The 21,243-nt window shown below is 65.0% G+C and carries 30 protein-coding genes and 1 pseudogene; 28 read left to right on the top strand and 3 right to left on the bottom strand.

The genetic code is table 11. The annotated features are described in order from the left end of the window. The first annotated feature begins 18 nt into the window (after positions 1-18). From AC1RJ9_RS10260 to AC1RJ9_RS10220, 9 genes are all read left to right on the top strand, one after another. Positions 19-1,143, top strand: coding sequence for a DUF2213 domain-containing protein (locus AC1RJ9_RS10260; RefSeq protein WP_492839208.1), 1,125 nt, complete (start codon positions 19-21; stop codon positions 1,141-1,143). A 13-nt stretch (positions 1,144-1,156) separates the two neighbouring features. Further along, complete coding sequence (locus AC1RJ9_RS10255; RefSeq protein ID WP_492839207.1) at positions 1,157-1,630, top strand: structural cement protein Gp24; 474 nt, start codon at positions 1,157-1,159, stop codon at positions 1,628-1,630. A 12-nt stretch (positions 1,631-1,642) separates the two neighbouring features. Beyond that, on the top strand, positions 1,643-2,734 hold the full coding sequence (locus AC1RJ9_RS10250) for a major capsid family protein (RefSeq protein WP_492839205.1): 1,092 nt from the start codon (positions 1,643-1,645) through the stop codon (positions 2,732-2,734). 4 nt (positions 2,735-2,738) lie between these two features. Next, complete coding sequence (locus AC1RJ9_RS10245; RefSeq protein WP_492839204.1) at positions 2,739-3,062, top strand: hypothetical protein; 324 nt, start codon at positions 2,739-2,741, stop codon at positions 3,060-3,062. A 4-nt stretch (positions 3,063-3,066) separates the two neighbouring features. Then, positions 3,067-3,555 carry a DnaT-like ssDNA-binding protein gene (locus AC1RJ9_RS10240; protein ID WP_492839203.1) on the top strand — a complete coding sequence of 163 codons (489 nt, stop codon included), beginning with the start codon at positions 3,067-3,069 and terminating at the stop codon, positions 3,553-3,555. Then, the gene (locus AC1RJ9_RS10235; protein ID WP_492839202.1) at positions 3,555-3,959 is read left to right on the top strand and encodes a hypothetical protein; all 405 of its coding nucleotides are present in this window, start codon (positions 3,555-3,557) and stop codon (positions 3,957-3,959) included. Before AC1RJ9_RS10240 ends, AC1RJ9_RS10235 begins: the two co-directional genes overlap by 1 nt. After that, a complete protein-coding gene (locus AC1RJ9_RS10230) occupies positions 3,959-4,438 on the top strand; it encodes a hypothetical protein (protein WP_492839200.1) in 480 nt (159 codons plus the stop codon). The genes AC1RJ9_RS10235 and AC1RJ9_RS10230 overlap by 1 nt, the downstream gene beginning before the upstream one ends. Further along, entirely contained in the window at positions 4,435-4,836 is a 402-nt protein-coding gene (locus AC1RJ9_RS10225) for a phage tail terminator-like protein (RefSeq protein WP_492839199.1), read from the top strand. Before AC1RJ9_RS10230 ends, AC1RJ9_RS10225 begins: the two co-directional genes overlap by 4 nt. A gap of 82 nt (positions 4,837-4,918) precedes the next feature. Continuing rightward, a complete protein-coding gene (locus tag AC1RJ9_RS10220) occupies positions 4,919-6,133 on the top strand; it encodes a phage tail tube protein (RefSeq protein ID WP_492839198.1) in 1,215 nt (404 codons plus the stop codon). Here AC1RJ9_RS10220 and AC1RJ9_RS10215 read toward each other — a convergent pair. Then, entirely contained in the window at positions 6,130-6,342 is a 213-nt protein-coding gene (locus AC1RJ9_RS10215) for a hypothetical protein (RefSeq protein WP_492839196.1), read from the bottom strand. The genes AC1RJ9_RS10220 and AC1RJ9_RS10215 overlap by 4 nt on opposite strands. Before the next feature lie 47 nt (positions 6,343-6,389). Here AC1RJ9_RS10215 and AC1RJ9_RS10210 point away from each other — a divergent pair, with 47 nt between their 5' ends. The 19 genes from AC1RJ9_RS10210 (at position 6,390) to AC1RJ9_RS10120 (ending at position 20,568) form a co-directional block, all read left to right on the top strand. Then, positions 6,390-6,770: a hypothetical protein gene (locus AC1RJ9_RS10210; RefSeq protein WP_492839195.1), complete on the top strand. Its 381-nt coding sequence runs from the start codon at positions 6,390-6,392 to the stop codon at positions 6,768-6,770. A gap of 274 nt (positions 6,771-7,044) precedes the next feature. Beyond that, positions 7,045-7,188: a hypothetical protein gene (locus tag AC1RJ9_RS10205; protein WP_492839194.1), complete on the top strand. Its 144-nt coding sequence runs from the start codon at positions 7,045-7,047 to the stop codon at positions 7,186-7,188. A gap of 2 nt (positions 7,189-7,190) precedes the next feature. Further along, on the top strand, positions 7,191-7,862 hold the full coding sequence (locus tag AC1RJ9_RS10200) for a hypothetical protein (protein WP_492839193.1): 672 nt from the start codon (positions 7,191-7,193) through the stop codon (positions 7,860-7,862). A gap of 293 nt (positions 7,863-8,155) precedes the next feature. Continuing rightward, entirely contained in the window at positions 8,156-9,028 is an 873-nt protein-coding gene (locus tag AC1RJ9_RS10195) for a phage antirepressor N-terminal domain-containing protein (protein WP_492839192.1), read from the top strand. Next, positions 9,015-9,251 (top strand): hypothetical protein, encoded by a 237-nt coding sequence (locus AC1RJ9_RS10190; protein WP_492839191.1) that lies wholly within the window; start codon positions 9,015-9,017, stop codon positions 9,249-9,251. Before AC1RJ9_RS10195 ends, AC1RJ9_RS10190 begins: the two co-directional genes overlap by 14 nt. A gap of 238 nt (positions 9,252-9,489) precedes the next feature. After that, the gene (locus tag AC1RJ9_RS10185) at positions 9,490-9,906 is read left to right on the top strand and encodes a hypothetical protein (RefSeq protein ID WP_492839190.1); all 417 of its coding nucleotides are present in this window, start codon (positions 9,490-9,492) and stop codon (positions 9,904-9,906) included. Continuing rightward, on the top strand, positions 9,792-10,253 hold the full coding sequence (locus AC1RJ9_RS10180) for a phage tail assembly chaperone (protein ID WP_492839189.1): 462 nt from the start codon (positions 9,792-9,794) through the stop codon (positions 10,251-10,253). Before AC1RJ9_RS10185 ends, AC1RJ9_RS10180 begins: the two co-directional genes overlap by 115 nt. Before the next feature lie 3 nt (positions 10,254-10,256). Next, on the top strand, positions 10,257-13,757 hold the full coding sequence (locus AC1RJ9_RS10175; RefSeq protein ID WP_492839188.1) for a hypothetical protein: 3,501 nt from the start codon (positions 10,257-10,259) through the stop codon (positions 13,755-13,757). A 3-nt stretch (positions 13,758-13,760) separates the two neighbouring features. Next, entirely contained in the window at positions 13,761-14,921 is a 1,161-nt protein-coding gene (locus AC1RJ9_RS10170; protein WP_492839187.1) for a hypothetical protein, read from the top strand. A 1-nt stretch (position 14,922) separates the two neighbouring features. Then, positions 14,923-15,876 (top strand): hypothetical protein, encoded by a 954-nt coding sequence (locus AC1RJ9_RS10165; protein ID WP_492839185.1) that lies wholly within the window; start codon positions 14,923-14,925, stop codon positions 15,874-15,876. After that, the gene (locus tag AC1RJ9_RS10160; protein ID WP_492839184.1) at positions 15,876-16,184 is read left to right on the top strand and encodes a hypothetical protein; all 309 of its coding nucleotides are present in this window, start codon (positions 15,876-15,878) and stop codon (positions 16,182-16,184) included. Before AC1RJ9_RS10165 ends, AC1RJ9_RS10160 begins: the two co-directional genes overlap by 1 nt. 145 nt (positions 16,185-16,329) lie before the next feature. Continuing rightward, positions 16,330-16,779: a hypothetical protein gene (locus AC1RJ9_RS10155; protein WP_492839183.1), complete on the top strand. Its 450-nt coding sequence runs from the start codon at positions 16,330-16,332 to the stop codon at positions 16,777-16,779. Between the two features lie 148 nt (positions 16,780-16,927). Next, a complete protein-coding gene (locus AC1RJ9_RS10150) occupies positions 16,928-18,007 on the top strand; it encodes an SGNH/GDSL hydrolase family protein (protein ID WP_492839182.1) in 1,080 nt (359 codons plus the stop codon). Between the two features lie 73 nt (positions 18,008-18,080). After that, a complete protein-coding gene (locus tag AC1RJ9_RS10145) occupies positions 18,081-18,320 on the top strand; it encodes a hypothetical protein (protein ID WP_492839181.1) in 240 nt (79 codons plus the stop codon). A gap of 90 nt (positions 18,321-18,410) precedes the next feature. Beyond that, positions 18,411-18,878, top strand: coding sequence for a hypothetical protein (locus AC1RJ9_RS10140; RefSeq protein ID WP_492839180.1), 468 nt, complete (start codon positions 18,411-18,413; stop codon positions 18,876-18,878). Beyond that, entirely contained in the window at positions 18,875-19,126 is a 252-nt protein-coding gene (locus AC1RJ9_RS10135) for a hypothetical protein (protein ID WP_492839179.1), read from the top strand. The genes AC1RJ9_RS10140 and AC1RJ9_RS10135 overlap by 4 nt, the downstream gene beginning before the upstream one ends. 61 nt (positions 19,127-19,187) lie before the next feature. Then, positions 19,188-19,814 (top strand): hypothetical protein, encoded by a 627-nt coding sequence (locus AC1RJ9_RS10130; protein ID WP_492839178.1) that lies wholly within the window; start codon positions 19,188-19,190, stop codon positions 19,812-19,814. A gap of 50 nt (positions 19,815-19,864) precedes the next feature. Continuing rightward, positions 19,865-20,125 carry a hypothetical protein gene (locus tag AC1RJ9_RS10125; protein WP_492839176.1) on the top strand — a complete coding sequence of 87 codons (261 nt, stop codon included), beginning with the start codon at positions 19,865-19,867 and terminating at the stop codon, positions 20,123-20,125. Between the two features lie 2 nt (positions 20,126-20,127). Continuing rightward, a complete protein-coding gene (locus AC1RJ9_RS10120; protein WP_492839175.1) occupies positions 20,128-20,568 on the top strand; it encodes a DUF1353 domain-containing protein in 441 nt (146 codons plus the stop codon). Here the strand turns inward: AC1RJ9_RS10120 and AC1RJ9_RS10115 are convergent. Both AC1RJ9_RS10115 and AC1RJ9_RS10110 read right to left on the bottom strand, forming a co-directional pair. Beyond that, positions 20,565-20,765: a hypothetical protein gene (locus tag AC1RJ9_RS10115; RefSeq protein WP_492839390.1), complete on the bottom strand. Its 201-nt coding sequence runs from the start codon at positions 20,763-20,765 to the stop codon at positions 20,565-20,567. The two genes, AC1RJ9_RS10120 and AC1RJ9_RS10115, sit on opposite strands and share 4 nt — an antisense overlap. A 24-nt stretch (positions 20,766-20,789) precedes the next feature. Further along, positions 20,790-21,140: pseudogene (locus AC1RJ9_RS10110) on the bottom strand (NUMOD4 motif-containing HNH endonuclease); the annotation flags it as partial. Positions 21,141-21,243 lie beyond the last annotated feature (103 nt).

Here is a 21,243-nt window from a genome sequence, read left to right as displayed (position 1 = left end):
CGGTCAGGAGACCCCATCATGATGATCACCGACACCCTGACGCTCGACGCGTCGGGCCTCTCTCTCACGCGTGACGGCTACCTAGTCGGTGACGCCAAGGTCTCGCGCGCCGGCAACGTCCAGAAGTACCTGGGCTCCGAGCTGGGCTTGACAGGCGACGACGCCACGAAGGTCTTCGGCGTCTACCGCGACCCTGACGTGGTCTTCCACGAGGACAGCCTTCTCTCGCTCGCTGGCCGGCCCGTAACCCGTGACCATCCCACCGAGCCGGTGACGGCCGACAACTGGGCCAGGCTCGCCCGGGGCCAGGTCGGCGGCCGGATCCGCCGTGACGGTGAGCACGTCGTGGCCCCCATGGCGATCATGGACTCGGCCTCGGTCAAAGAGGTCGCCGACGGCGCCCGGAGCCTGTCGGCCGGCTACACGGTCGATGTGGTCCCCGCGGTAGGGATCGCCGCCGACGGCACCCCCTACCAGTTCAAGCAGGCCGGCCAGCTGCGGTTCAACCACGTGGCCTACCTGCCCAACAACAATCCGCGCGGGGGCAACACCCGCCTCGGAGACGCCAACCACAACGGGGCCTGGGGCTCCTCGCTTGCGGACCACTTCACGCCCCCCAACCATGGAGACCGCCACATGGCGCTCAAGACCATCATCGTGGACGGCCTCCCGGTCGAGACCACGGACGCCGGTGAAGCCGCCGTCAACAAGCTGAAAGGCCTGCTGGACACCGCCAGCAAGGCGCTGACGGACGCCCAGACGAAGCATACGGCCGAACTGGCGACCAAGGACGCCGACCTGGCCAAGAAGGACGCCGAAATCACCGACCTGAAGGCCAAGGTGCTCGATGCCGCCGCCCTCGACGCCCTGGTCGCCGACCGCTCCGCCGTCGTGTCCAAGGCGAAGGTCCTGGTCCCCACGCTGGACACGGCCGGCAAGTCGAACCTCGACATCAAGCGCGCAGTCCTGGGCGACGCCGCCAAGGACAAGTCCGACGCCTATGTCGACGCCGCCTTCGATCTGAAGACGGCCGACGTGAAGGCCCCGGACCCGCTGCGCTCGGCCATCGCCGATAGCCGCTCCACCGGCGGCGTCAGCGCCGTCTCGATCCGCGACGCCGCGCGCTTCGCCAGCCTGAACTAAGGGAGACCCGACCATGGCTGTTCTTCAGGACACCTACACCAGCACCATGACCGCCGGTTACCCGGGCATGGTCGTCAACGGCGAGCCCAGCAACCGGATCTCGCGCACCTGCGAGGACTCCGACGGCATCCCCTTCGGCGCCCCGGTCTATCGCGGTACCGGCGACCACGGCTGCACCGCCACCGTCGGCACCGCTGCCACCTTCCTCGGCTTCGCCATCGCCGACGAAACCCAGGCTCTGCTGCCCGGCCAAACCGCTGATCGCTACCAGCAGTACGACAACGTCGCGATCATCACCGACGGCGTGGTCTTGAACACCGTCACCGGCGCCATCGCCGACGGCACGGCCATCACCATCGGCAAGTCCGGCGGCGCGGCCGACGCGATCGGCGGCACCGCTGCCGACTCCACCCACATCGCCACCAACGGCTGGGTCGCCGATGACACCCTCTCGGCGACGGGCCTGGCCCGCCTCGCCAAGCGATAAGGAACGCCGGACATGATCATCAACTTCGCTGACGCGACCGGTGGCCTGTTCACCGACGCCGCGTCCTTCCTGGCCGCGGATGCCAGCCAGCGTGACCTGGCCTTCCAGCGCTGGGCCGACTACGACGCCCGCCTCGCCGCCACCTTCGGCGACAAAACGGCCGAGTTCTTCGTAGACGCCCAGGTCGGCCGCGCCTTCCTGACCCCGCAGCTGTTCCGCATCGAGACCCAGGTCTACATGCGGCGCTATCCGAACGCCGACCTGACCGGCCTGATCTACGTCAACACCGACGGCGACATGTGGGACGTCGGCACGGTGTTCTACAGCATGGACGAGGTCGGTAAGGCCGAGTTCCTGAGCGGCAAGGGCTTCGATATGCCCTACGCCTCGACGCTGATGGACCAGAAGACCCGCGGCTACCACCTGGCCGGCATCGGCTACGAGTGGTCGACGCAGGAACTGCAGCGCGCCGCCAAGCTGGGTCGCGCGCTGTCCGCCGACAAGGCCGCCGCCGCCCGCAAGGCCGCGCAGTTCTTCAAGCGGTCGGTCGCGATGACCGGTCGCGCGCCCGGCACAGCGGCTTCTGAGAAGGGCTGGACCGGCCTGGTCAACGACGCCAACATCCCCGCCGCGAACGTGGCGGCCGACGGATCCGGCTCGACCACGACTTGGTCGACCAAGACGCCGGACCAGATCAGCCGCGACATCTGGGCGGCGGTGAACGCGGTGGAGTCGCAGACCGGCGAGACGCACACCGCCACCACGGTGGCCCTTCCGACCGCCAAGCTGCGCTACATCGAGCAGACCCGCATGTCGGACACCGGCTCGACGATCCTGGCCTACATCCGCGGCAACCGCGATGGTGGCGAGAACATCGAGTTCAAGGCGATCCGCGAGCTGGCTGGCGCTGGAGCGTCGAGCACCGATCGCATGCTGGCCTACGACAACTCGCAGGAGGTCGTCCAATTCCACCTGCCGGGCGATCACGAGTTCCTGCCTGCGTTCCAGAAGTCGTCCATGACCTACGACGTGGGCGGCATCATGAACGTCGGCGGCACCGAGGTCCGACTGCCGAAGGCGGCCACCTATCGGGATGGGATCTAAGCCCATGGCCAAGTTCACCAACCTCACCACGGGCCCCAAGGGCGTCTACGCCCTGACCGGCCTCGTCTACGTCAGCGCCGGCGCCACCAGCGATGACCTCGACGTCAGCGAGGGCGAACTGAAGTCGGCAAAGTCGACCGGCTGGTTCGACATCGATGGCGCTCCGGTCGAGGACGATGAACGGGTCGACCTGGCGTTCTCAAACCTCACGATCGCCGAACTCAAGAAGATCGCGAAGGCGGAAAACGTCGACCTGGGCGACGCCAAGGAGCCCAAGGACATCGTCGCCGCCATCGAACTGGCCCGCGAAAGCAAGGCCGGGGCGTAGGACTATGGCGGGCTACGGCACCGATAGCGGGTTCAACGACTGGCTGGCCGGCAACGGCTTCAGTCTGCCCGCAGGCGCGTCGTCGCCCGCCGCTCTGCGCCAGATCGGGAGCGTGTACGTCGACGCGCACGCTTTCCCGGGCGTTCCGACGGAAGGTTTCGCCCAGGACCGCGCCTGGCCGCGCGCCGGAGCAAAGGCCTATGGCCAGGACATTCCCGACGACGTCATCCCCGCCAAGGTGGTCGATGCGGCCTACGCCGCCGGCTACTTCGAGGCTCTGAACCCTGGCGCTCTCACGACGCGATCGGCCGCCGTCGACGTCCAGGTGAAGCGCAAGAAGGAGCGGGTCGAAGGCGTCGTTGAAGAGGAGACCGAGTATTTCGCCGCCCCCAGCACGGGCGACGGCGCGAAGGTCACTGTTCCCATGGCCGAAAACCTGCTCGCGCCGTTCGTGACCAGCACGGACGCGCAGCCGACCTTCTTCATCGTCTGATGACCATCTTCGACAACGGCCGGGCCCTGGCCATCCGCCAGCTGGCCCCCATCGCCCAGGGCGGGAAGGGCCAGGTCGTCACCCTGACATTCGACATTTCCGGAACGGTTGGGCCAGGCGGAGCGGTGACGGGCGGCGCCCCGGTAAGCCAGACGTGCAGCGGCGTCGAGAAGGCCATCAAGGTCGACCGCGTTAACGGCTCGAGCATCCTGGCCGGCGACTCCGAATTCACGATCTCGCCCGTCACCACGGCAGGCGCTGACCTCCAGCTTCCCGACGAGCTTCCGCAGCAAGCTACCGTCACGCTGGCAAGCGGCCAGGTGAAGCAAGTGGTGGGCTTGGATCCGAAGCGTCCGGCGGGGCTGTTGATCTCCGCCACCCTGCAACTGCGGGGCGCGGGCTGATGGCGGGCTTCGCCGACACGGTCGATGAGGGCGTCGAGCTGTATTGGTCGCGTGCTGCCGCCTTCGTCATCGGCACGATCGAGGAGGCTGGCCAGCGCCTGGTCGCGCGCTCCCCCATCGGCCTGCCGCCTTCCTGGAAGCGCGGCAAGGCTCCGCCGGGGTACGTCCCTGGAAAGTTCATCTCGAACTGGAACCTGGGCGTCGGACGCGCCGACACGACCGTCACCGAGGCCCGCAACATCCGCACCGTCAACGGCCTGGACCGCATCCCGGCCTATCCGTTCGGCCAGCGCTTCGTCATCTCGAACTCGAGCCCGCAAGCCCTGCGCCTCGAACTGGACAACTGGTCCCGCCAGGCGCCCGGCGGCATGGTCCGCCTTACCGGCCTCGAACACGACCAGATCTTCCGTATCGCCAGAGAACAGGCGCAAGCCGTCGCCGGCCCGCGCGAGATGCACAGGGGAGGGTACGGACGATGAGCGATCTCCGCGCCGCCCTGGAAGAAGCGCTTGCGGCGATGACGCCGGCCCTCGCCACCGCGTGGGAGAACGCGGCATTCACGCCCGCCGCCAACACGCCCTTCCAGCGCGTGAGCCTGCTGCCTGGGGCGCCGATCAACGACGAGATCAGCCGAAACTTCGCCGATCAGGGGATCTTCCAGATCAGCCTTCACTATCCGCCCGGCACGGGTGCAGCAGCTGCCGAGGCCCGCGCCCTGTCGATCCGCTCGACCTTCTATCGAGGCGCGTCGTTCACCAAGAACGGGCTCACGGTCACGATCATGAAGACCCCGATGCTTCTCCCGGCCATGGACGATGACCAAGACCGGTACGTGAAGCCCGTCTCTATCGAGTACCGCACCTCCAACCAGACCTGACCGGCCATCTGGCCGCCAGACCCATCCGCCGCGGCGCTCGCCCGGCGGCTTCCCTCGTCACATCTAGATCAGGAGGTCCGCCATGGCTGTCGCCCAGGGGATCAACAAGAAAACCGTCTACAAGAAGCAAACCGGCTTGGGCGCTGCCGCCTCGGGCTCGGGCGGCCAGATCGTGCGCCGCACATCGAGCGTCTTCCAAGCCCCGCCGGACACCTACGAGTCCAACGAGATCGTCTCGCACCAGCAGGGCACGGGCGTCGGCATCGGCGTGGTGAAGCCGGCCGGCAAGATCGACGGCCTGCTGTCGCCGGGCACCTATTCCACGCTCATCGGCTCCCTGCTGCGCAAGGACATGGCGGCCACGGCGGCCATGACGGGCCTTTCGGTCACCATCGCGACGTCTGGCCAGAACTACACGCTTACCCGCGCTTCGGGCGACTTCCTGGCCGGCGGCCTGAAGATCGGCGACGTGGTTCGCCTGACCGCCGGCACGTTCAACGCCGCCAACTCGCAGAAGAACCTTCTGGTTCTCGCCCTGACGGCTACGGTCGCCACGGTGAAGGTCGTCAACGGCAGCGCCCTGGTGGCGGAGGGCCCGATCGCGTCGGCTACCCTGACCGTGGTGGGCAAGAAGTCGGTCGTGCCGCTGACCGGCCACACCAACGACTACTATACGTTCGAGGAGTGGTATCCGGACCTGACGCGATCGGAGACCTACGCCGACCAGCAGATCGCCCAGGCCGCCATCAACCTGCCGGCCACGGGCAACGCCACCATCTCGCTGGACACCGTCGGCCGGACCCGCACGCTGGGCGCCAGCCAGGTTCTGACCACGCCGACCACGGAAACCACGACCGACATCCTCACCGCTGTGAATGGCGTGGTTCTGGTCAATGGATCCGCCGTCGCCAACGTCACCGGCGCCCAGATCACGATCAACGGCAACACGACCCACAGCGACGCCGTGGTGGGCTCGAACGTGGTCGACGATACCCAGCGCGGCCGGGTCACCGTCTCGGGCAGCTTCACGGCGAAGTTCGACAGCGTCACCCTGCAGACCATCTTCGAGGACCGCTCGACCACGTCGCTCCTGCTGGTCGTCACCGAGGACGCCACGGCCAACGCCGACTTCGTCGTGGTCAACATCCCTATGCTGAAGCTGACCGGCGACACCCCGGACGATGGCGAGAAGGCGATCGTTCGCAGCTATCCGTTCGTCGCGCAGATCAACTCGGCCGGCGGCGCCGCGCTCGCGACCGATCAGACGATCATCAGCCTGCAGGACTCGGCGGCTTAAGGCTTCCTCGACAGGGCGGCGTCAAGCATGGCGCCGCCGACAAAGAGGCGGCGATAAAGTTCGCCCCACGGGCCCAGTTCGTGAGCGCATTCAGCGCACCAGACGGAGTCATCTTCCTCGCCCGTCATTTCCGGGTGAAACCAGTCCCGATGGCCGCACGACGGGCAGGCGTACATCACGCCGTCGGCGAACTCGTCGTCCTCTTCCATAGGATCACGCGTCACGGTAGCGTCCCGGGCTTTGGGGAGGTGAGTAGATGGTTACGAGCGAAGCGAAAGCTGATGCATGGACACTACGAATTGTGGGCGGTGTTGGAGCGCTTGTCGTTCTTGGTGTGGTGACCTTCTGGATAGCTGGCCCAATGCTCGCCGTTAGCGGCGCGAAAAAAGAGGCCGCTGCTCAGCTTCGAGACCCGCAGTCTGCTCAGTTTCGAAATGTCCACTTGAGCAAAGGGCACCTCTACGTCTGCGGCGAGATCAACGGCAAGAACGGCTATGGCGCCTACGGCGGCTTCACGCGGTTTTATGGCGACGAGCATAGCGCGACTTTAGACAACGGCGATACCTTGCGGGTGTTGCCGGAAATCCCGAGCGATGCGGAGCGGTTCGAGCGCGATTGGAAGGAATACTGCTCCTAGTCAAGCCTACCAGCCTCAACGGCGGCCTCGATCATGGCGCGGATAGCTTCCGGGCGTTTGGCTTTGTGCTTAGCTGCCCAGGCATCTACCTTGGACAGGAGATCAGGCTGAAGCCTGACCAGCACCGGAGTGCCGATCCCAGTCCGAGGACGGCCACCTAGGTTTTTGATATCAGCGCTTGACGTCATGGGGTATTTGATAGCATAAAGGTCGGGCCGGAGGGAAGCGCCAACTCCCCACCGGCCCTAACCAGAAACACGGAAAGGGCTTTCCGATGTCCCAGGCTTCCGCCTGTATACCGCCGCGCGCCCGCGTCGTCACGTTTCGCCGCGCCGCCAACGACAACCGCCGTATCGCCAGCATCCCGAAGACCCGTGGTCCGTCCCCGGCCGTCGCCCAAGTTCTGGTGGGGGCCTGACCATGGAGAGCAACACCACACGCCGTGGCCTGTTTGGAGCCGGCCTTGCCGTAGCCGCCATGGCGGCACCGGCGATAACAATCGCTGCGCCCTCGGCTGGCGACGCCGAGCTTGAGCGCCTGTTTGCTCGCCTGGAAGCGGCAGGCGAGGCATCGGAGCAAGCCAACGAAGTCTGGATCAAGGCTCGCGAGCGCTACGAGAAGATGATCGGGGAGCCGCCGCAGGTGCTGCGCAAGATCGGCTTCGACTACGCCGCCGGCCTGCCGATTTGCAGTTCACTAGCCAGCAATTTCCACGACGACATCGACGCGGCGCGCGAGGCGCTGGCTCGGAACGAAAAGCTGGTCGTGGAAAGCAAGGGCATCTTCAACGTCCGGTCTCGCGATCGGTGCAAGGAGGTCGTCGCGGCCCTTGAGGAGCGCGATGCACTGATGGATGCGGCCTTTGTCCGTGCTGGTGTCGGCGAGGCCCATATCGCTGCGGAGAAAGCCGAGGACGCCGAGGACGACATCCGCGTCGAGATCCACCACTACCGGCCGCGCACCCTGGCCGGGCTTCAGCGCAAGGCGGCGTTTATCGCGGCGCGGATCGGCGAAGAGGGCGGGCTGAACGCGTGGCAAGCCGCCTGGGCGCGGACGCTGATCGAGGACGTCAAAGCGCTCAACCCCGCTTGAGGTGTTCACAGAAAGTTCCTGTGGATAGGGGCTTCCCACCTCGCCAGAAGCACGGCATAGACTTTCGTCAGGCAGCAGAAGGACAAACACCGCAGCGACCCGCGCGACCCGCGCGCCGACGCTCTGCGCCTACCCCACAAAATTCTGGAATTCCCGCAAGGGAAGGGCCGCTGGCGATGTCCTACGCCAGATGGCGGCAACCCCGACGACCGCTGTGCTTTTCGACGGAACGGCGGCGTCGGGGCATCCATCCGTATCGGCGCTTAGGACCGCCGAGCAGACCGGAGCAGGCCATGAAGGCCCCCGAAGAGGAAGTCAACCAGAAGACTACCCAGCTCGTGACCGTCCCGTTCCACGGCGACGGTCTCGTCACGTTCGAGGTGAACGGTGAGCCGCATGTCGCTATGCGCCGCATTGTCGAGAACCTCGGCATGAGCTGGGGCGGGCAGCGTGAGAAACTGCAGGCCCAAACCGAGAAGTTCACGTGTACGGATATCCGCACGCGTGACAGCCTGGGTCGGGAGCAGATCATGCTTGCCATGCCCGTGAAGAAGCTGCCGCTGTGGCTGGCCACCATCAACCCGAACAAGATCCCCGATCCGGTTCGGCGCGCGAAGGTGGAACTCTACCAGTCGGAGTCGGCGGTCGCCCTGCACGACTACTGGACCAAGGGCGTCGCTGTTCGCGGCGACCTCGACGGCGTCCTGACTGATATCGATCCGAGCGCACGCAAGGTGTTCGGCGGCATCATGAAGGGCATCATCCACAAGGAACTGGTCGAGGCGGTTCAAACGCTGCTGCCCGCATTGATCGCCCAGGCGGTCACCGATCAGCAGTACGGAGTCGTGCGCGGCCTGACGGCTGGCGATGTGATCGAACTGGCGGGCGTGAAGGACCGGAAGGGGCTGAAGAGCATCCCGCGCCGCGTGTCTGACAGGCTGCGCCAGTTTCACGCGGAGGCTGGCGCCGTGGTCAACCGTGCGTCGCTGGGCTGTTCGAAGGCTTACATCTTCGATGCTGCCACGGCCCGCCGCTGGCTGGACGAGGGCGGCAAGGCGATGATCCAGCAGTGGATCGCCGAGAGGCGCGGTCAGGGTGTCCTGCGCCTGGTGCCGCGAAAGACTGATCACACCCTCCTGGTTGAGGGGCCTCATGGATCCCAATAACCGCGATCGGCGCTATCTCGCCAACCTGTTCGTAAAGGATATGCGAGCCGCGAACCTCATCGTCACCCGCAAGGGTTTCGCTGACGAGAAGTTCTTCATCATCTCGGGAAACGGCCTCCGCGTCTGGTTCCACCCGATCAGCCACAAATGGCACGACAGAGATAAAGGCCTGAACGGAAAGGGCATCCCTTCCCTGAAGCAGGCATTCGGCTTCAACGGATAGACACTGGCGGGCGGACGGACCCAACATCCGCGAGCCCGCTTTCTACCCGCCCCACGATGGGGCATCGTCCGGCGCAGAGCGCCAATCCCAACAATTCGGATCCAACGACAACGCGCTGAGACTTCTCGGCGCGCTTTGTCGTGGTTGCCCTGCCGCCGGGCCATGGCGGCTTCTCCCCTCCCACAAACTCTACAGGCCGAGTCGCGCTCGGCCTGCTTTCTCCTGAAAGGAAAGCAACATGACCAAGACCCTAGGCCTCGCGGCCCTGAGCGCCGCCGCTGCCGGCGACGTCCCCTTCGAGATCGAATACGTCCTTCCGAACGGCACCGGTTCCGGCGTCTTCCTGCAAGTGCTGGGCGGCCAGAGCGCCAAGGTGACGGAAGCCGTCAACGCCCTGGTGAATGAGCGCCGCAAACGCCAGGCCGCCGACGCGCGGAAGGGCGGGGACAAGTCCGACTTTGTCCCGATCGAGGATGACATCCTGTTCGGCAACAAGCTGACCGCCGTCCGCCTGGTGGGCTGGCGCGGGATCACGGAAGAGTGGTCGCCGGAGAACGCCCTGACGCTGGTCCGCAGCAACGCGGATATCGCCGAGCAGATCACGACGGCGTCGAACGATCTCGCCAATTTTATGAAGGCGAAGTCGCCGGCCTAGTCGACTTCGCCAAGGAGCAATTTGCGCTGTGGGCTCGCCAAGAAGACGGCGAGCCCCTTCTAGTCCACCTCCAGAGCCTAGCCAGGCAGGGCGACCCGGAAGCAGTCTGGCGCCTGGCAAACCCGCCCCCGCTCTCCAAGCACGTCGCGCACGTCTGGGCTTGGTACCGCGACCTTTGCCAGACCCGTCAAAGCGGCGGGTTTGGAGCCGCCCGCATCAGCCGGCTCGAAATCCAAGCCTGGGAACAGGACGAACGAATTCGCCTCGAACCCTGGGAGCGCCGCGCACTTATGCGGCTCGACGCTGAGCATCTGCAGACCATGACCAAGCCGGCCAAGGAGGGGTAGCCTATGTCAGAAATTACCTTGGCCAGCTTGGCGATGGCGTTCGACGTCGCCTCAGCCGATCCGGCCATTCAGAAGACCGACAAGTTGACGGCGTCGTCGCGCGAGCTGGAGAACCAAGCCCGCAAGACTGAGGCAGCTGTGAAGTCGGCGGCCGGCGCGCACGGCGCTTCCGGCACGGCAGCGGGCCAGGCCGAGGCCTCAATGCGTTCCTTGGCCCAGGTCTACGGCCAAGCCCGCGACGCGCTCGGCCGGTTTGCGAAGCTGGACGGCGACTACAGGCTGTCCCAAGAGGCGACGGTCCTGGTAACTCTGCGAAACGCCCAGGCTCAGGCGGCATTGGCGAAGGAGCAGGCGAAGGCTGCGGCCACGACCGCCAGCTACGCCGCCAGGGTCGACCAGCTGCGCGCGGGCCTGGATCCGTTCGCTGCCGTCCAACTCCGCTTGGCCCAGAACACGCGCCTGCTCGATGAAGCGCTGGCACATGGCGCCATCAGCGCCCGGCAGTATGAGGACGCGCTTAGCCAGGTCACGCGCGCCGCGACGTCAGACCTGATGGCGATCGACAGCCTGAACAAGTCCCATGGCGCGCTGACCGGCAGCAGCCGCACGCTGAACTACGCGATGCTGAACATGAGCCGGCAGGCTTCGGACCTAGGCGTTGGCTTCTTTGCCGCCGCGACGTCTGGCAAGCCGCTTCAGATGGTCTTCATGACCCTCGCGCAGCAAACGCCCCAGGTCATCGACATCTTCGCCGACCTGAAGACCCAAGGGATCGGCGTAAAGACGGCGCTATCCGAGATGGCGACTGCCGCGCGCGGGCTGGTTGTGACGTTCGCTCCGTGGATCGCTGGCGCTCTTGCGGTCGGCGCGGCGGTGTACCTGCTCAATAAGCGGCATGAGGAGCAAACCAAGCGCCTCAAGGCGCTGAACAAGGAAATCGACGAGTTCCATAAGAAGGTTGCGGAGGCAGCACCGACGCTGAACGCCCTCACCAATCAGACCGACTTGGCGCAAATCGGCACGGCTAACTTCACCGACTATCTGCGTAAGGGTCGGGAGCAGATGGATGGCTATGCGGAGAGCGTCCGCAAGGCGACCATTGAGCTCTGGAAGAAGAACGTTGCGGAGGCCCAAGGCCGCGTGGATGCGGCGAAAGCGCTGGTCAAAGACAATCCCGCACCGGCAGCGCTCTTCGTCAACAGCATGGGCAAGGTCAGCCAGTGGGCGAATTCGCGAGAGATCAGACTCGCCGCCGACGCGACCAAGGCGCTCGGCGGCGCGACGACTGATCTTGCTCACGCGCAGTCGATGCTCACCGCCATGCAGAAAACGACCGATCTCAAGGCGTTTACCGGCGAGACCGACAAGGCGACCAAAGCCACCAAGGAGCACAAGCAAGCGATCACCGCCGACGCAGTCGAAGTGGTCGGCCTTGGCGATGACGTCCTGGCGCTCGTGCGGGCGCAAGAGCAGCAGAACTCAGCCGCCGGACAGTCTCAGGAGGCGCTTAAGCGCGCGGAACTGGCCACGGCAGCGGCAATCGCGCCGACGGTTGAGTTGCGCGAACGAGTCCTTGCCGCTGCCGACGCATGGGAACGACAGATCCAGTTCACCAAGGACTATGCCGCCGGACAGAAGATCGCCAACGACGCGGCGAACGCCAATATCCGGACGTTCGAAGAACAAACCAAGGGACAGATCCACTTCTCATCCGCCTTGGAGATTGCCAACGCGGAGTTGGAAGCCGCCGCCCGCCTGAGCCAAGACCTCCGCTACGACATCGAGGACGTCGCTCACGCCATCAACGATAATGACTGGACCAGCGCTTTCGCGAGCCTTTCGCGGGTGCTGATGCAGGTAAAGGCCGCGTTCGACCAAGGCGCTACCTCCGCTCAGAAGTACGCAGCGGCGGCCGGCGTGGCGCAAGCAGTTGGCGGCGCGGTCGGCGGGACTGGTGGAGCCGCGATCAGCGGGGCCGCGTCTGGCGCTATGGCTGGCTTCACCATCGCTGGGCCGGCCGGCGCTGTCGTGGGCGGGATCCTGGGTGGTATCGGCGGCATCCTTGGCTCATCCAAGGCCAAGAAGCGCGCCCGCCAGCAGGCTGCCGCCCAAGCCGCCGCTGAAGAGGCTCAGCGCCAGCAGCAGATTTCAGACTACACCACTCAATTCCAGATCGACACGCTAAGGGCTGGCGGCACGCCCGCCGGGGAGGCCGCCGCGGTCGCGATGGAACGCGCTGCGGAGCTTGCCGCCCTGGCAAAGCTCAGCCCGGCGCTGGTGGACCTGAAGCAGAAGTATTACGACGCTGCTGACGCGGCCAAAGCTGCCGCCGATGCCGCTGAGAAGGCCGCCGAGGTCGACGCCAAGGCCGCCTTCTTCGCGAGCAACTTCCTGACCGACGCCGAGCAACTGGCGCCGGTCATCAAGGCCGTGAACGACAACCTGAAGGCCTATGGCCTATCGGCCGAAAGCAGCCGGGACACCTTCAAGGCTCTCGTCCTCGCCCAAGACCTGACGACCGAGGCCGGACGTAATACCTATGCCGCCCTGCTGGCCGTGGCGCCGGCGTTCGACAAGGTGGCCGATGCCGCCGAAAAAGCGAGCGCCTCACGCCGAGAACTGGAAATCCAGCTCCTAGACGCGATGGGCAAGACTGACGAGGCCGCCAAGGCTCGTTTGGAGATCGAGCGCCAAGGTGTCGACGAAAGCCTTCGATATCTCTTCGACCAAATTCAGGCTGAAAAGGCGCTCACAGCCGCTCGCGAAGCGGCGTCCGTGGCCGCCGTCGCAGACGCCGAAGCTGCCGCCAAGATGCAAGATCTCTGGTCCAAGAGCACGGCTGCCGCGATCGAAACAGCGACTCAGGCCGCCGAGCGCCAGGCCGAGGCGTCGAAGACGCTGGGTGATGGCTTCGCGGGCCTCATAAACAAGTTCTACGAGCTGTCGAAGTCGCTGAACGAATTTGCAGACTCGCTGGGGGTTGGCGAGCTTTCTGGCCTGTCTGGAAATGACGCCTATAGGGCGACCAGATCGCGCCTTATGGGGGCGAGCGGAGAGCAGACCCAGGACGCCATTCGCGCGTTCTTGGCAGCCTCGCGTGAGGTATCGGCGACGGATCAGGCCTATCGGCTTGACGTGGCCTTCGCCGAGAGCATCGCCCGCCAACGCGCCATCGAGGCCAGCGGCTCGGCGGTGGGCATTGCGGAGTTGTTCTCGCGGGCCATGGCATCTCAGGCGGCCGGCTTTGCGACGGGCGGGAGTTTCGAGGTGGGTGGTTCGGGTCCGGCGGACTCGAAGCTGTTCAGCTTGGCCCTGTCGCCCGGCGAGATGGTCAACGTCCAACGGCCAGGGTCCGCGAACGACAACAGCGAGATGGCCGCGCTTCGCCAGGAGGTCCGCGAGCTTCGCCAGGTCATTGCGAACGGGCTCGTCAAGGTCGCCGACAACGTCAACGAAACCAACGACTTCTTGCGAAACGGCACTGTGACGACGGTGGGGGTTTAAGGCATGGCGACCGGCACGATCCCTATTCCGATCACCGATGTGATGCTGTCGGACTTCTCGGTTGCAGAGCCCAGCCCTGGCGAGGTCGAGTGGACTTCCGGCGCGACGTTCGCGATCGGCGGTCGGTGCATCATCGGGGCGCCAACGTCCACGGTGGCAATCACCAGCGCCTCGCCGGCCGTGGTGACGTGGACGGCGAACCGCCTGCCCAACGGAACGCCGGTGCGGTTTTCGACGGACGGGACCTTGCCCGCCGGTATTGTCGCCGGCAAGACCTACTACGTCATCAACCGCACGACCGACACCGTCCAAATCTCCGAAGAGCTAAACGGTGCGGCCGTCTCGACCACATCGGCCGGGTCGGGGACGCATACGGGCGTCGCCTCTATCCATCGGACCTATGCGAGCCGGATCGACGGCAATACCAATAATCCTCCGGCCCTAGACGACGGGACGAAGTGGCTTGATGTCGGCCCGACAAACCGTTGGGCGATGGTTGACCTATACCGCCCGAGCATCACCTGGGGTGATAGCCCGATGACGTTCAAGCTTACGCCCAGTCGTGCGGTCCAATCGCTGTTCTTGGGAAACCTGACGGCGGTAAGCTTGGAGATAGTTCAGAAGCGCGACGCGGTCACGATCAAGTCTTGGTCTCGCGACCTAATGACCCGCAAGATCCAGACGTTCACGGAATACTTTTATAAGAGGTTTACGCCCCGGCGCTCGGTGCAGATCCAAGACCCTCTTCTCTATCCCGATACCACCTTCGAGATCACCCTCACCCGAGACAGCGGGCAGGTGGGTATCGGGGTGATCATCCAGGGAGATCCGACGCTACTTGGGAAAACGCAGTACGGCGCCCAGCGCAAGCACCGTAACTTCACTAAGTTCGACCGAAACATGGACGGCACGCCGCAACCGCCGATCCGCCGCCGCAACGTCCCAAGCTCCGTTCAGACGATCATGTTTGAGAAGGAGGCGACGAGCGCGCTCCTTCAGTTCTCCGATGACGCCAATGGCCGAGTGGTTGTGATCTCGGGTCTCGATGACGACACCGACGACTATTTCGAGCCCGTCTTGATCCTTGGTCTGATCACCACCTTCGACATAGACCTCACGCATCCGAAAAACGGCTTCCTATCGCTGGTCGCCGAGGAGTTCTGATATGCCCGCACTGAGCGATTGGCCCGCCATGCCGGGGCCGGATCGGCCTACGACCCTGGACACCGACACGCAAGCCTTCTTCGACCACCTGAAAATAACCTTCACGCCAGAGGTCAATGACCTGGCCGATTATCTGGCCAACGCGGCGCGTCCGGCGTTCTCGGTCATGGCCGTGTTCGACGGCGCGGCGACGAGCGATGCGGATCCTGGCGCTGGGAACTGGCGCCTGAACAGCGCCACCCAGAACGCGGCAACCTACATCTACCCAGACCTCTTGGACGCCAACGGCGCGGACATGACCGCGATCATCGAGTCGATGGATGACAGCACGTCGATCACTAAGGGGTGGCTTCGTTTCTCGGAGAACGGCGACCGGACGAAATGGCTCCTGGCTAAGGTGACGGGGCCGGTCGAGACGGCAAGCGGCTATCGCAAGATCCCGATCACGATGATCGCGTGGTCCGCCACCAGTCCGATCACCGACAACGCCGAGATCACCGTCGCGTTTACCCCCAATGGGGACAAGGGCGATCTAGGATCGTTCTCGAATGATGGTTCCCTGGTCACGGTCAGCGGAACGCCAAGCATGATCACGCTGTCAAGCTTGCCCGTGGTCGGCTCTATTGTGAAGTTCGACCTCAACATCGTCCCCAGCACGACCGCGATCCTGCGCGGCAGTTTCAGCCTGGACGGGTCAAGTTATAGCACTGCGTATGATCTTACGGCCTCGCTATCGAGCTTCAGAGGCTCGATCATCATCACCGACTATCGTGGCAACAATCCGCAGCTTGAAGGGCGCCTGCACGCGGCCGATCTTGTCTCTGGGTCAGCCTACACCGTGACTGAAAACCCTCGCTTTAGCTTGGCTGCCTCCGGCGGCCTGGCGGCGTTCAGGCTATCTCTCAGCACTGGTACCTTCAGCAACGGCGGCACGATCCAGCGTCGGGTGATGTGATGGCAAATTTCGATCTTGTCGCGGGTCCTGGCGGGGTTACTCTACGTGAGATGTCGATTGAAGAGGTCGCGGCCCTGGCCAACGCGCCACAGCCTCGCCGCTTGATCCCTAAGAGTGTCATTCAAGAGCGCGTCAACGAGATCGGCAAGTTAGGTGCGGTGATGACCGCTCTGCTAGCCCAGCCGTTGTACTTCTCGCGCTGGTTCGCCCCAAACCATCCAAACGTCTATTTCGACGACGCTGACATGCTAGGGCTTCTCGACGCCGTGGGCTGTACGCCGGACGAGATCGCCACCGTCACGGCCTGACCACCACCACAACTCGACCTTCCGACCGGCGCCTAGCGGCCCGGCCCTTTCTCATGCCTGGAGACTGACCATGGCCAAATCCCCCGTCGCCTCGAATGAAACAGGCGCTCCCATGGGCGCGACGCCCGTCTGGAATGCTGCTGGCATGACAGTTGCCGCGGAGAGCCCCGCGGTCTCCGCTAGCCCGGCCTACGCTTCCGGCGATGTCATCGGCACGAAGATGACCTTCGCCGGCATGGCGCGAGAGGCGGGCGGCTCCGGCCTCATCCAGATGGTGAGCGTCTTCAGCAAGTCGGCCCAAACTTTCGCCTGCGAGCTGTGGCTGTTCCACACCGACCCAGCCGCCTCGACCTTCACCGACAATGCGGCGTTCGTGCTCAACGCCGCGGACTTCGACAAGGTCACTGCGGTCGTGCCGATCTCGACCTGGTACGCCGCCGGCGGCCCGAGCTTTGCCGAAGCGGCCCAACTGGCGATGCCCTACAAGCTGGCTGACGACAGCACGGCCATGTTCGGAGCCCTCGTCGCCCGCGCGACGCCGACGCTCGGATCCACCAGCGACATCAAGGTCGCGGTCAAGGGGCTGCTGGACTGATGGCCCTCAACATCGGTCCCCGCCGGGTCATCACCCTCACCCCTTCCAAGGGTGGTGGGGCCAACGTCCTCCGCTCGGCCATCAACGGCGCGGTCCTCACTTCCGCCATCAACGGTCAACCGCTGACCAGCGCTAGGAGCGCGTAATCATGGGCGTTCTCAACCCCGCTGAAATCGTCGCTGGTGGCGGCGCGCTGGTAAGCAGCCTCAACGCCTATTCGCCAGAACACGACGCCTTGGCCGAATGGCTGGCGAACATGTCGATCTCGACGATGATCCAACCAAACCTCTTCAGCGGCCCACCGCAGGTGTGGCTTGGCGCGGGAACTTACACGTTGCTCTCCGACGTGTCGGCGCGCATCATCAGCGATGGCACGGGCACGTCTGGGGTTTATAAGAAGCTGCGGGTTGTTCCGGGCTGTTCCTATAAAGTTCAATACAAGGCTGTCGGTGCGGTTGCCCAAACATCGGTGCGGTGCGGAGCGGCGACCACAGGTGCGGAGCTTTTCACTCGCGCGATCAATTCTGGTGATAATGCCACGTTCACCAACACGTTCACGCCATCGACACCAGACGTGTACATGAACTTTGGCTTCGGGTCGAACGGCGCTGACCTTACGATCTCCGAAGTCGTCGTTACCCAAACGAGCGTCCGGCCCGCTATCTTCGCTTGGGAAAACTCAATCGGCACGAACCTGGACGGCACGACCGCGCAGAGCTATCCGGGAGCTTTGGGGGCAAAATACTCACCATCACGCCTCAGCTTTGGCAGAGGCGTCGGCGGCGAGACTTCGACGCAAATCCTTTCGCGGGTGACGTCGCAGGCCTCAGGCCTCTACCCCGGCAACATCCATGTTATCGGAATGCTAGAGAACGACCCGGCAAACGGGGTGTCGGCCACCACGACAAAAGCCAACATCGCCACGGCGATCGCGCAGCTTGGTTTGCACAACTTCATCAGATCGGGGCTTCCCGTTTGCACGGACGCCGCAGCAGCGTCCAACGCTCAGATCGTCCAGCTTAACACAGACCTGAAGGCGCTCTATGGCCGCCGCTTTGTCGACATCAACGCTCCATTGGCGGCTGCGAACGACGGATCGGCGGGCGATCTGTCGGACATTGCCAAAGGGTGGACGCCTCGTTCTCTTCGGTATGACGACATCCACCCAAACGCCGCTGGCCGCCAGATTATCGCTGACACACTCTACGCGGCGATAGCGCGCACCTAGACCCCACACCCCTACTTCATCCGTGGGGGTGCGCTGCCCCGCCTTCTGACCTTTCCCGACATCGGAGATCTCCATGACCAACCTCGAACAAGAGGCCGAGGCCGCACGCATGATGGTCGAGGCCGCCGGCAAGCGGGCCTTCGTCCTGATCGCCGAAGTGCAGGGCGACCGCGCCTCCATGACCCGGTCGATCAGCGAAGGCACAACCAAGCGCGAGGGGATGGCGTGGATTGGCGCGCTCAATCGCGAGCGGCAACGGGTCGCCAAGCTGATCGGCGTGGACCCCGACGACATCGAGACTGCCGCCGTCTAGCCCAGGGCCAATTCTAGGTGGCCGCAGCGGCCGCCGGCGACATCGTCAACCAAAGACCAGGCCCCGGCGGCCGGAGGGTAGGAGCGTGCAGTGGATCTTCCCACGGCGATTGAGAAGTACTGGTCTCATGCCGTCCTGGTGGTCGGCGGCATCTTTACGGCCTGGAAGGCCACGCGCGAGGCTCGCGAGAAGCGCCAGACGGACGCCCTGGCCGCCGCCGCAGCGCGCCATGCGGTCAAGCTGGATCTCACCAAGCTGGCCCAGGAGGCGGCGGCCGACGTCATCACCACCTTGCGCGAGGAAATCGCGCGCCTCTCGGGCGAGCTGGACCAGGTCCGCGACGAGATGCGCGACCTTCAACGGGAGCACCTCAGGATGATGGCTGACAAAGACGCCAAGATCGCGCTGCTGGAAGGGCGCAACCGCCAGCTCGAGGCCAGCATCGCCGCTCACCGCAGGATGATGCTGGCGGCCGGTATGGACCTTCCTCCGGAGCCCGCCTTCTTCGTTCTGCGCGGTGGCGAGCTGACAGCCCACACGACGGAGACGCCGCCATGATCCGCCTGACCAAGCGCACCTTCAACGACGTCTTCACGGGTCCTGACGGCCAGACGTTCGCCGTCGGCCGGATCTACGGCGCTCTGACCCTGGTGGCCGGCCTGGCACTGCCTTTCGTGGCCATCGCCAAGGGACAGGTGATCAGCTTCGCCGAGCTGGGCGTGTACTTCGGTGGCGTTGCCGGCGGCGTCACCGCCTTGGTGGCCATCACCAACAAGACTGAACCGCCCGCCGGCGCCGCCGACTAGGGCGGCCATGCGAGCGGCGCTCGCATCCCTTCTCTTCCCCCCTACAGATCGGAGGCTTCCCATGCCCTTGGCCAATCCCAAGGCGTTCTTCGCGCGCGTCGACGACGCCGATCTCCTCGGTCCCGTCCTGACCCAGAATGAGGTCGACGGCTGCAACGCCCTCCTCGCGGCGCTCGGTCGCTGGCCCCTGGCCCATGCAGCCTACGGCCTCGGCACCGCCTATCACGAGACCGCCGGCACGATGCAGCCGGTCAAGGAGCGCGGTGGGCCCGACTACTTCCGGCGCATGTACGACAAGACCGGCGCGCGGCCGCAAGTCGCCGCCGCCCTGGGCAACACCGAGGCCGGGGATGGCGCCCGTTTCGCAGGGCGCGGCTATCCCCAGCTCACCGGCCGCCGCAACTACGCGCGCGCCGATCGAGAGCTCGGGCTCAACGGCGCGCTGCTGCGGGACCCTGACCTCGCCATGCGGCCCGACATCGCCGCGCGGATCATGGAGGCTGGTATGCGGGAAGGCTGGTTCACCGGCCGGGGCCTGGCCGCGTATCTGCCCTCCGAGGGCCTTGGCTCGCGCACGGCGTTCATTTCCGCCCGGCGGATCATCAACGGCACGGATCGCGCCGAGAAGATCGCCCATCACGCCATGGACTTCCAGGAAGCGCTCGCCGCCGGCGGCTGGAGCGCCTGACCTTCCCGCGCCCAGCGGTCCTGGGTAACCCTCCCACAAGGAGATCCACCATGAAGCGCACGATCATCTTGATCGGCGGCGTGGCCGCGTGCCTGTCGCTGAGCGCCTGCAGTACGGTCGCCAGCGACCCGGCGGCGGTGCTGAAGGCTCTGGGCGACAACTACGCCCATTGCGAGCGCATCGTCAGCTACAGCGCCAGCGTCGGCGCCCTGAACCCGGCGTCGGGCGCGACGATCTCCGGCCAGGTCCGCTGTCCGCCGAAGACCGAAGCGCCGGCCGTCGCGCCCACGCCTCCGCCGGGCGGCGTGTGACCGTGAGCCGGTTCACCGATCACCTGGGGCTGTTCCTCTATGAGGACGCCAACGGCGCCGCCATTACCAAGGCTGGGCGCTGCCAATGGCTCTTGGCCTCACCCCTGCGCTACGACGTAGGAGTCGAGGGCTCGGGCGAGACGATTACGGTCCCGGCCGGCGCGTTGACGGATCTCGCATCCATCCCGCGCCTGGCCGGGGTGCTGCTGCCGGCGGATGGTCCATGGGCGAAAGCCGCCGTCATCCACGACTGGCTTTATTTCACCCGAGGGACGTGCTTCCGGGGCGACTTCAACGGCCGGACCAGGGCCAAGCCCTACACCCGCGCCGAGGCCGACAAGATCCTGAGAGAGGCCATGGAGGTTGTCGGCGTCCCGGCCTGGAAACGGGCGGTCATCTGGGCCAGCGTGCGAGCGGGTGGCGCCTCGGGGTGGGGCCGCTAGGCCACGTCCTGATAGGTCTTCAGGGTGCAGATGTCAGAGATGGACCATTTGGACATGCTGAACATCTGCCCCAGCACCCAGTTGGGCAGCGTCTCGCCAAAGCGGGCCTTTAGGCGCCTGATCTCTCGGACATCGTCTTCGGTCAGCTTGGCGCCGGACGCCGCGGCGCCACGTCGAATGCTTGCTCGGCCATGCACTCGCTTGTGCTCCTCGTTCTCTTTTTGCGTCACGTACGCAAGATTGGAGACGACAGCGTTGGATGGGTCGCCATCTAGGTGCGCCACTTGGTGGCCAGCGGGGCGGGGTCCGATGAACGCTAGAGCGACGAGAGCGTGAACATGTTCTGTTCGATGAATCGGCTTGTTGCTGAGGGTAACGGACTTATAGCCATTGCGATAATCGTAAGCGAGTTGCCGAGGGCTTGGCAGGGGGTACTCACCCCAGCGTCCCCGACCGACAAGCCTGCGAACGTTTCCGTGGTTGGACACCTCGTAGAGGCCTTCAAATCCTATGACCGGACGCCAAATCTCTGGCGCGGTTTCGACAATGGGCGTAGCGCTCGCGTTAGCCATTCGATGCCTCCTGACGGCTTGGATGGTTAGGGCCGGCAGGGGCGTTTGCGCGCCTCACCGGCCCGCAGATATTCCCATTTTGTTCACGGTGCGGCAAGGTCCG

This window comes from Caulobacter sp. GW822-FHT07D08 (assembly GCF_058798735.1).
The sequence above is the reverse complement of the archived record's forward strand: the minus strand, read 5'-3'. Positions and strand labels throughout refer to the sequence as shown.

Coding starts and splice junctions, on each gene's coding strand:
- AC1RJ9_RS10130 (WP_492839178.1), top strand. CDS start 19,188: ATGCCCTTGGCCAATCCCAAGGCGTTCTTCGCGCGCGTCGACGACGCC.
- AC1RJ9_RS10245 (WP_492839204.1), top strand. CDS start 2,739: ATGGCCAAGTTCACCAACCTCACCACGGGCCCCAAGGGCGTCTACGCC.
- AC1RJ9_RS10125 (WP_492839176.1), top strand. CDS start 19,865: ATGAAGCGCACGATCATCTTGATCGGCGGCGTGGCCGCGTGCCTGTCG.
- AC1RJ9_RS10190 (WP_492839191.1), top strand. CDS start 9,015: ATGGATCCCAATAACCGCGATCGGCGCTATCTCGCCAACCTGTTCGTA.
- AC1RJ9_RS10150 (WP_492839182.1), top strand. CDS start 16,928: ATGGGCGTTCTCAACCCCGCTGAAATCGTCGCTGGTGGCGGCGCGCTG.
- AC1RJ9_RS10160 (WP_492839184.1), top strand. CDS start 15,876: ATGGCAAATTTCGATCTTGTCGCGGGTCCTGGCGGGGTTACTCTACGT.
- AC1RJ9_RS10170 (WP_492839187.1), top strand. CDS start 13,761: ATGGCGACCGGCACGATCCCTATTCCGATCACCGATGTGATGCTGTCG.
- AC1RJ9_RS10205 (WP_492839194.1), top strand. CDS start 7,045: ATGTCCCAGGCTTCCGCCTGTATACCGCCGCGCGCCCGCGTCGTCACG.
- AC1RJ9_RS10185 (WP_492839190.1), top strand. CDS start 9,490: ATGACCAAGACCCTAGGCCTCGCGGCCCTGAGCGCCGCCGCTGCCGGC.
- AC1RJ9_RS10195 (WP_492839192.1), top strand. CDS start 8,156: ATGAAGGCCCCCGAAGAGGAAGTCAACCAGAAGACTACCCAGCTCGTG.
- AC1RJ9_RS10235 (WP_492839202.1), top strand. CDS start 3,555: ATGACCATCTTCGACAACGGCCGGGCCCTGGCCATCCGCCAGCTGGCC.
- AC1RJ9_RS10210 (WP_492839195.1), top strand. CDS start 6,390: ATGGTTACGAGCGAAGCGAAAGCTGATGCATGGACACTACGAATTGTG.
- AC1RJ9_RS10230 (WP_492839200.1), top strand. CDS start 3,959: ATGGCGGGCTTCGCCGACACGGTCGATGAGGGCGTCGAGCTGTATTGG.
- AC1RJ9_RS10220 (WP_492839198.1), top strand. CDS start 4,919: ATGGCTGTCGCCCAGGGGATCAACAAGAAAACCGTCTACAAGAAGCAA.
- AC1RJ9_RS10260 (WP_492839208.1), top strand. CDS start 19: ATGATGATCACCGACACCCTGACGCTCGACGCGTCGGGCCTCTCTCTC.
- AC1RJ9_RS10250 (WP_492839205.1), top strand. CDS start 1,643: ATGATCATCAACTTCGCTGACGCGACCGGTGGCCTGTTCACCGACGCC.
- AC1RJ9_RS10145 (WP_492839181.1), top strand. CDS start 18,081: ATGACCAACCTCGAACAAGAGGCCGAGGCCGCACGCATGATGGTCGAG.
- AC1RJ9_RS10155 (WP_492839183.1), top strand. CDS start 16,330: ATGACAGTTGCCGCGGAGAGCCCCGCGGTCTCCGCTAGCCCGGCCTAC.
- AC1RJ9_RS10200 (WP_492839193.1), top strand. CDS start 7,191: ATGGAGAGCAACACCACACGCCGTGGCCTGTTTGGAGCCGGCCTTGCC.
- AC1RJ9_RS10255 (WP_492839207.1), top strand. CDS start 1,157: ATGGCTGTTCTTCAGGACACCTACACCAGCACCATGACCGCCGGTTAC.
- AC1RJ9_RS10135 (WP_492839179.1), top strand. CDS start 18,875: ATGATCCGCCTGACCAAGCGCACCTTCAACGACGTCTTCACGGGTCCT.
- AC1RJ9_RS10175 (WP_492839188.1), top strand. CDS start 10,257: ATGTCAGAAATTACCTTGGCCAGCTTGGCGATGGCGTTCGACGTCGCC.
- AC1RJ9_RS10240 (WP_492839203.1), top strand. CDS start 3,067: ATGGCGGGCTACGGCACCGATAGCGGGTTCAACGACTGGCTGGCCGGC.
- AC1RJ9_RS10225 (WP_492839199.1), top strand. CDS start 4,435: ATGAGCGATCTCCGCGCCGCCCTGGAAGAAGCGCTTGCGGCGATGACG.
- AC1RJ9_RS10165 (WP_492839185.1), top strand. CDS start 14,923: ATGCCCGCACTGAGCGATTGGCCCGCCATGCCGGGGCCGGATCGGCCT.
- AC1RJ9_RS10215 (WP_492839196.1), bottom strand. CDS start 6,342: ATGGAAGAGGACGACGAGTTCGCCGACGGCGTGATGTACGCCTGCCCG.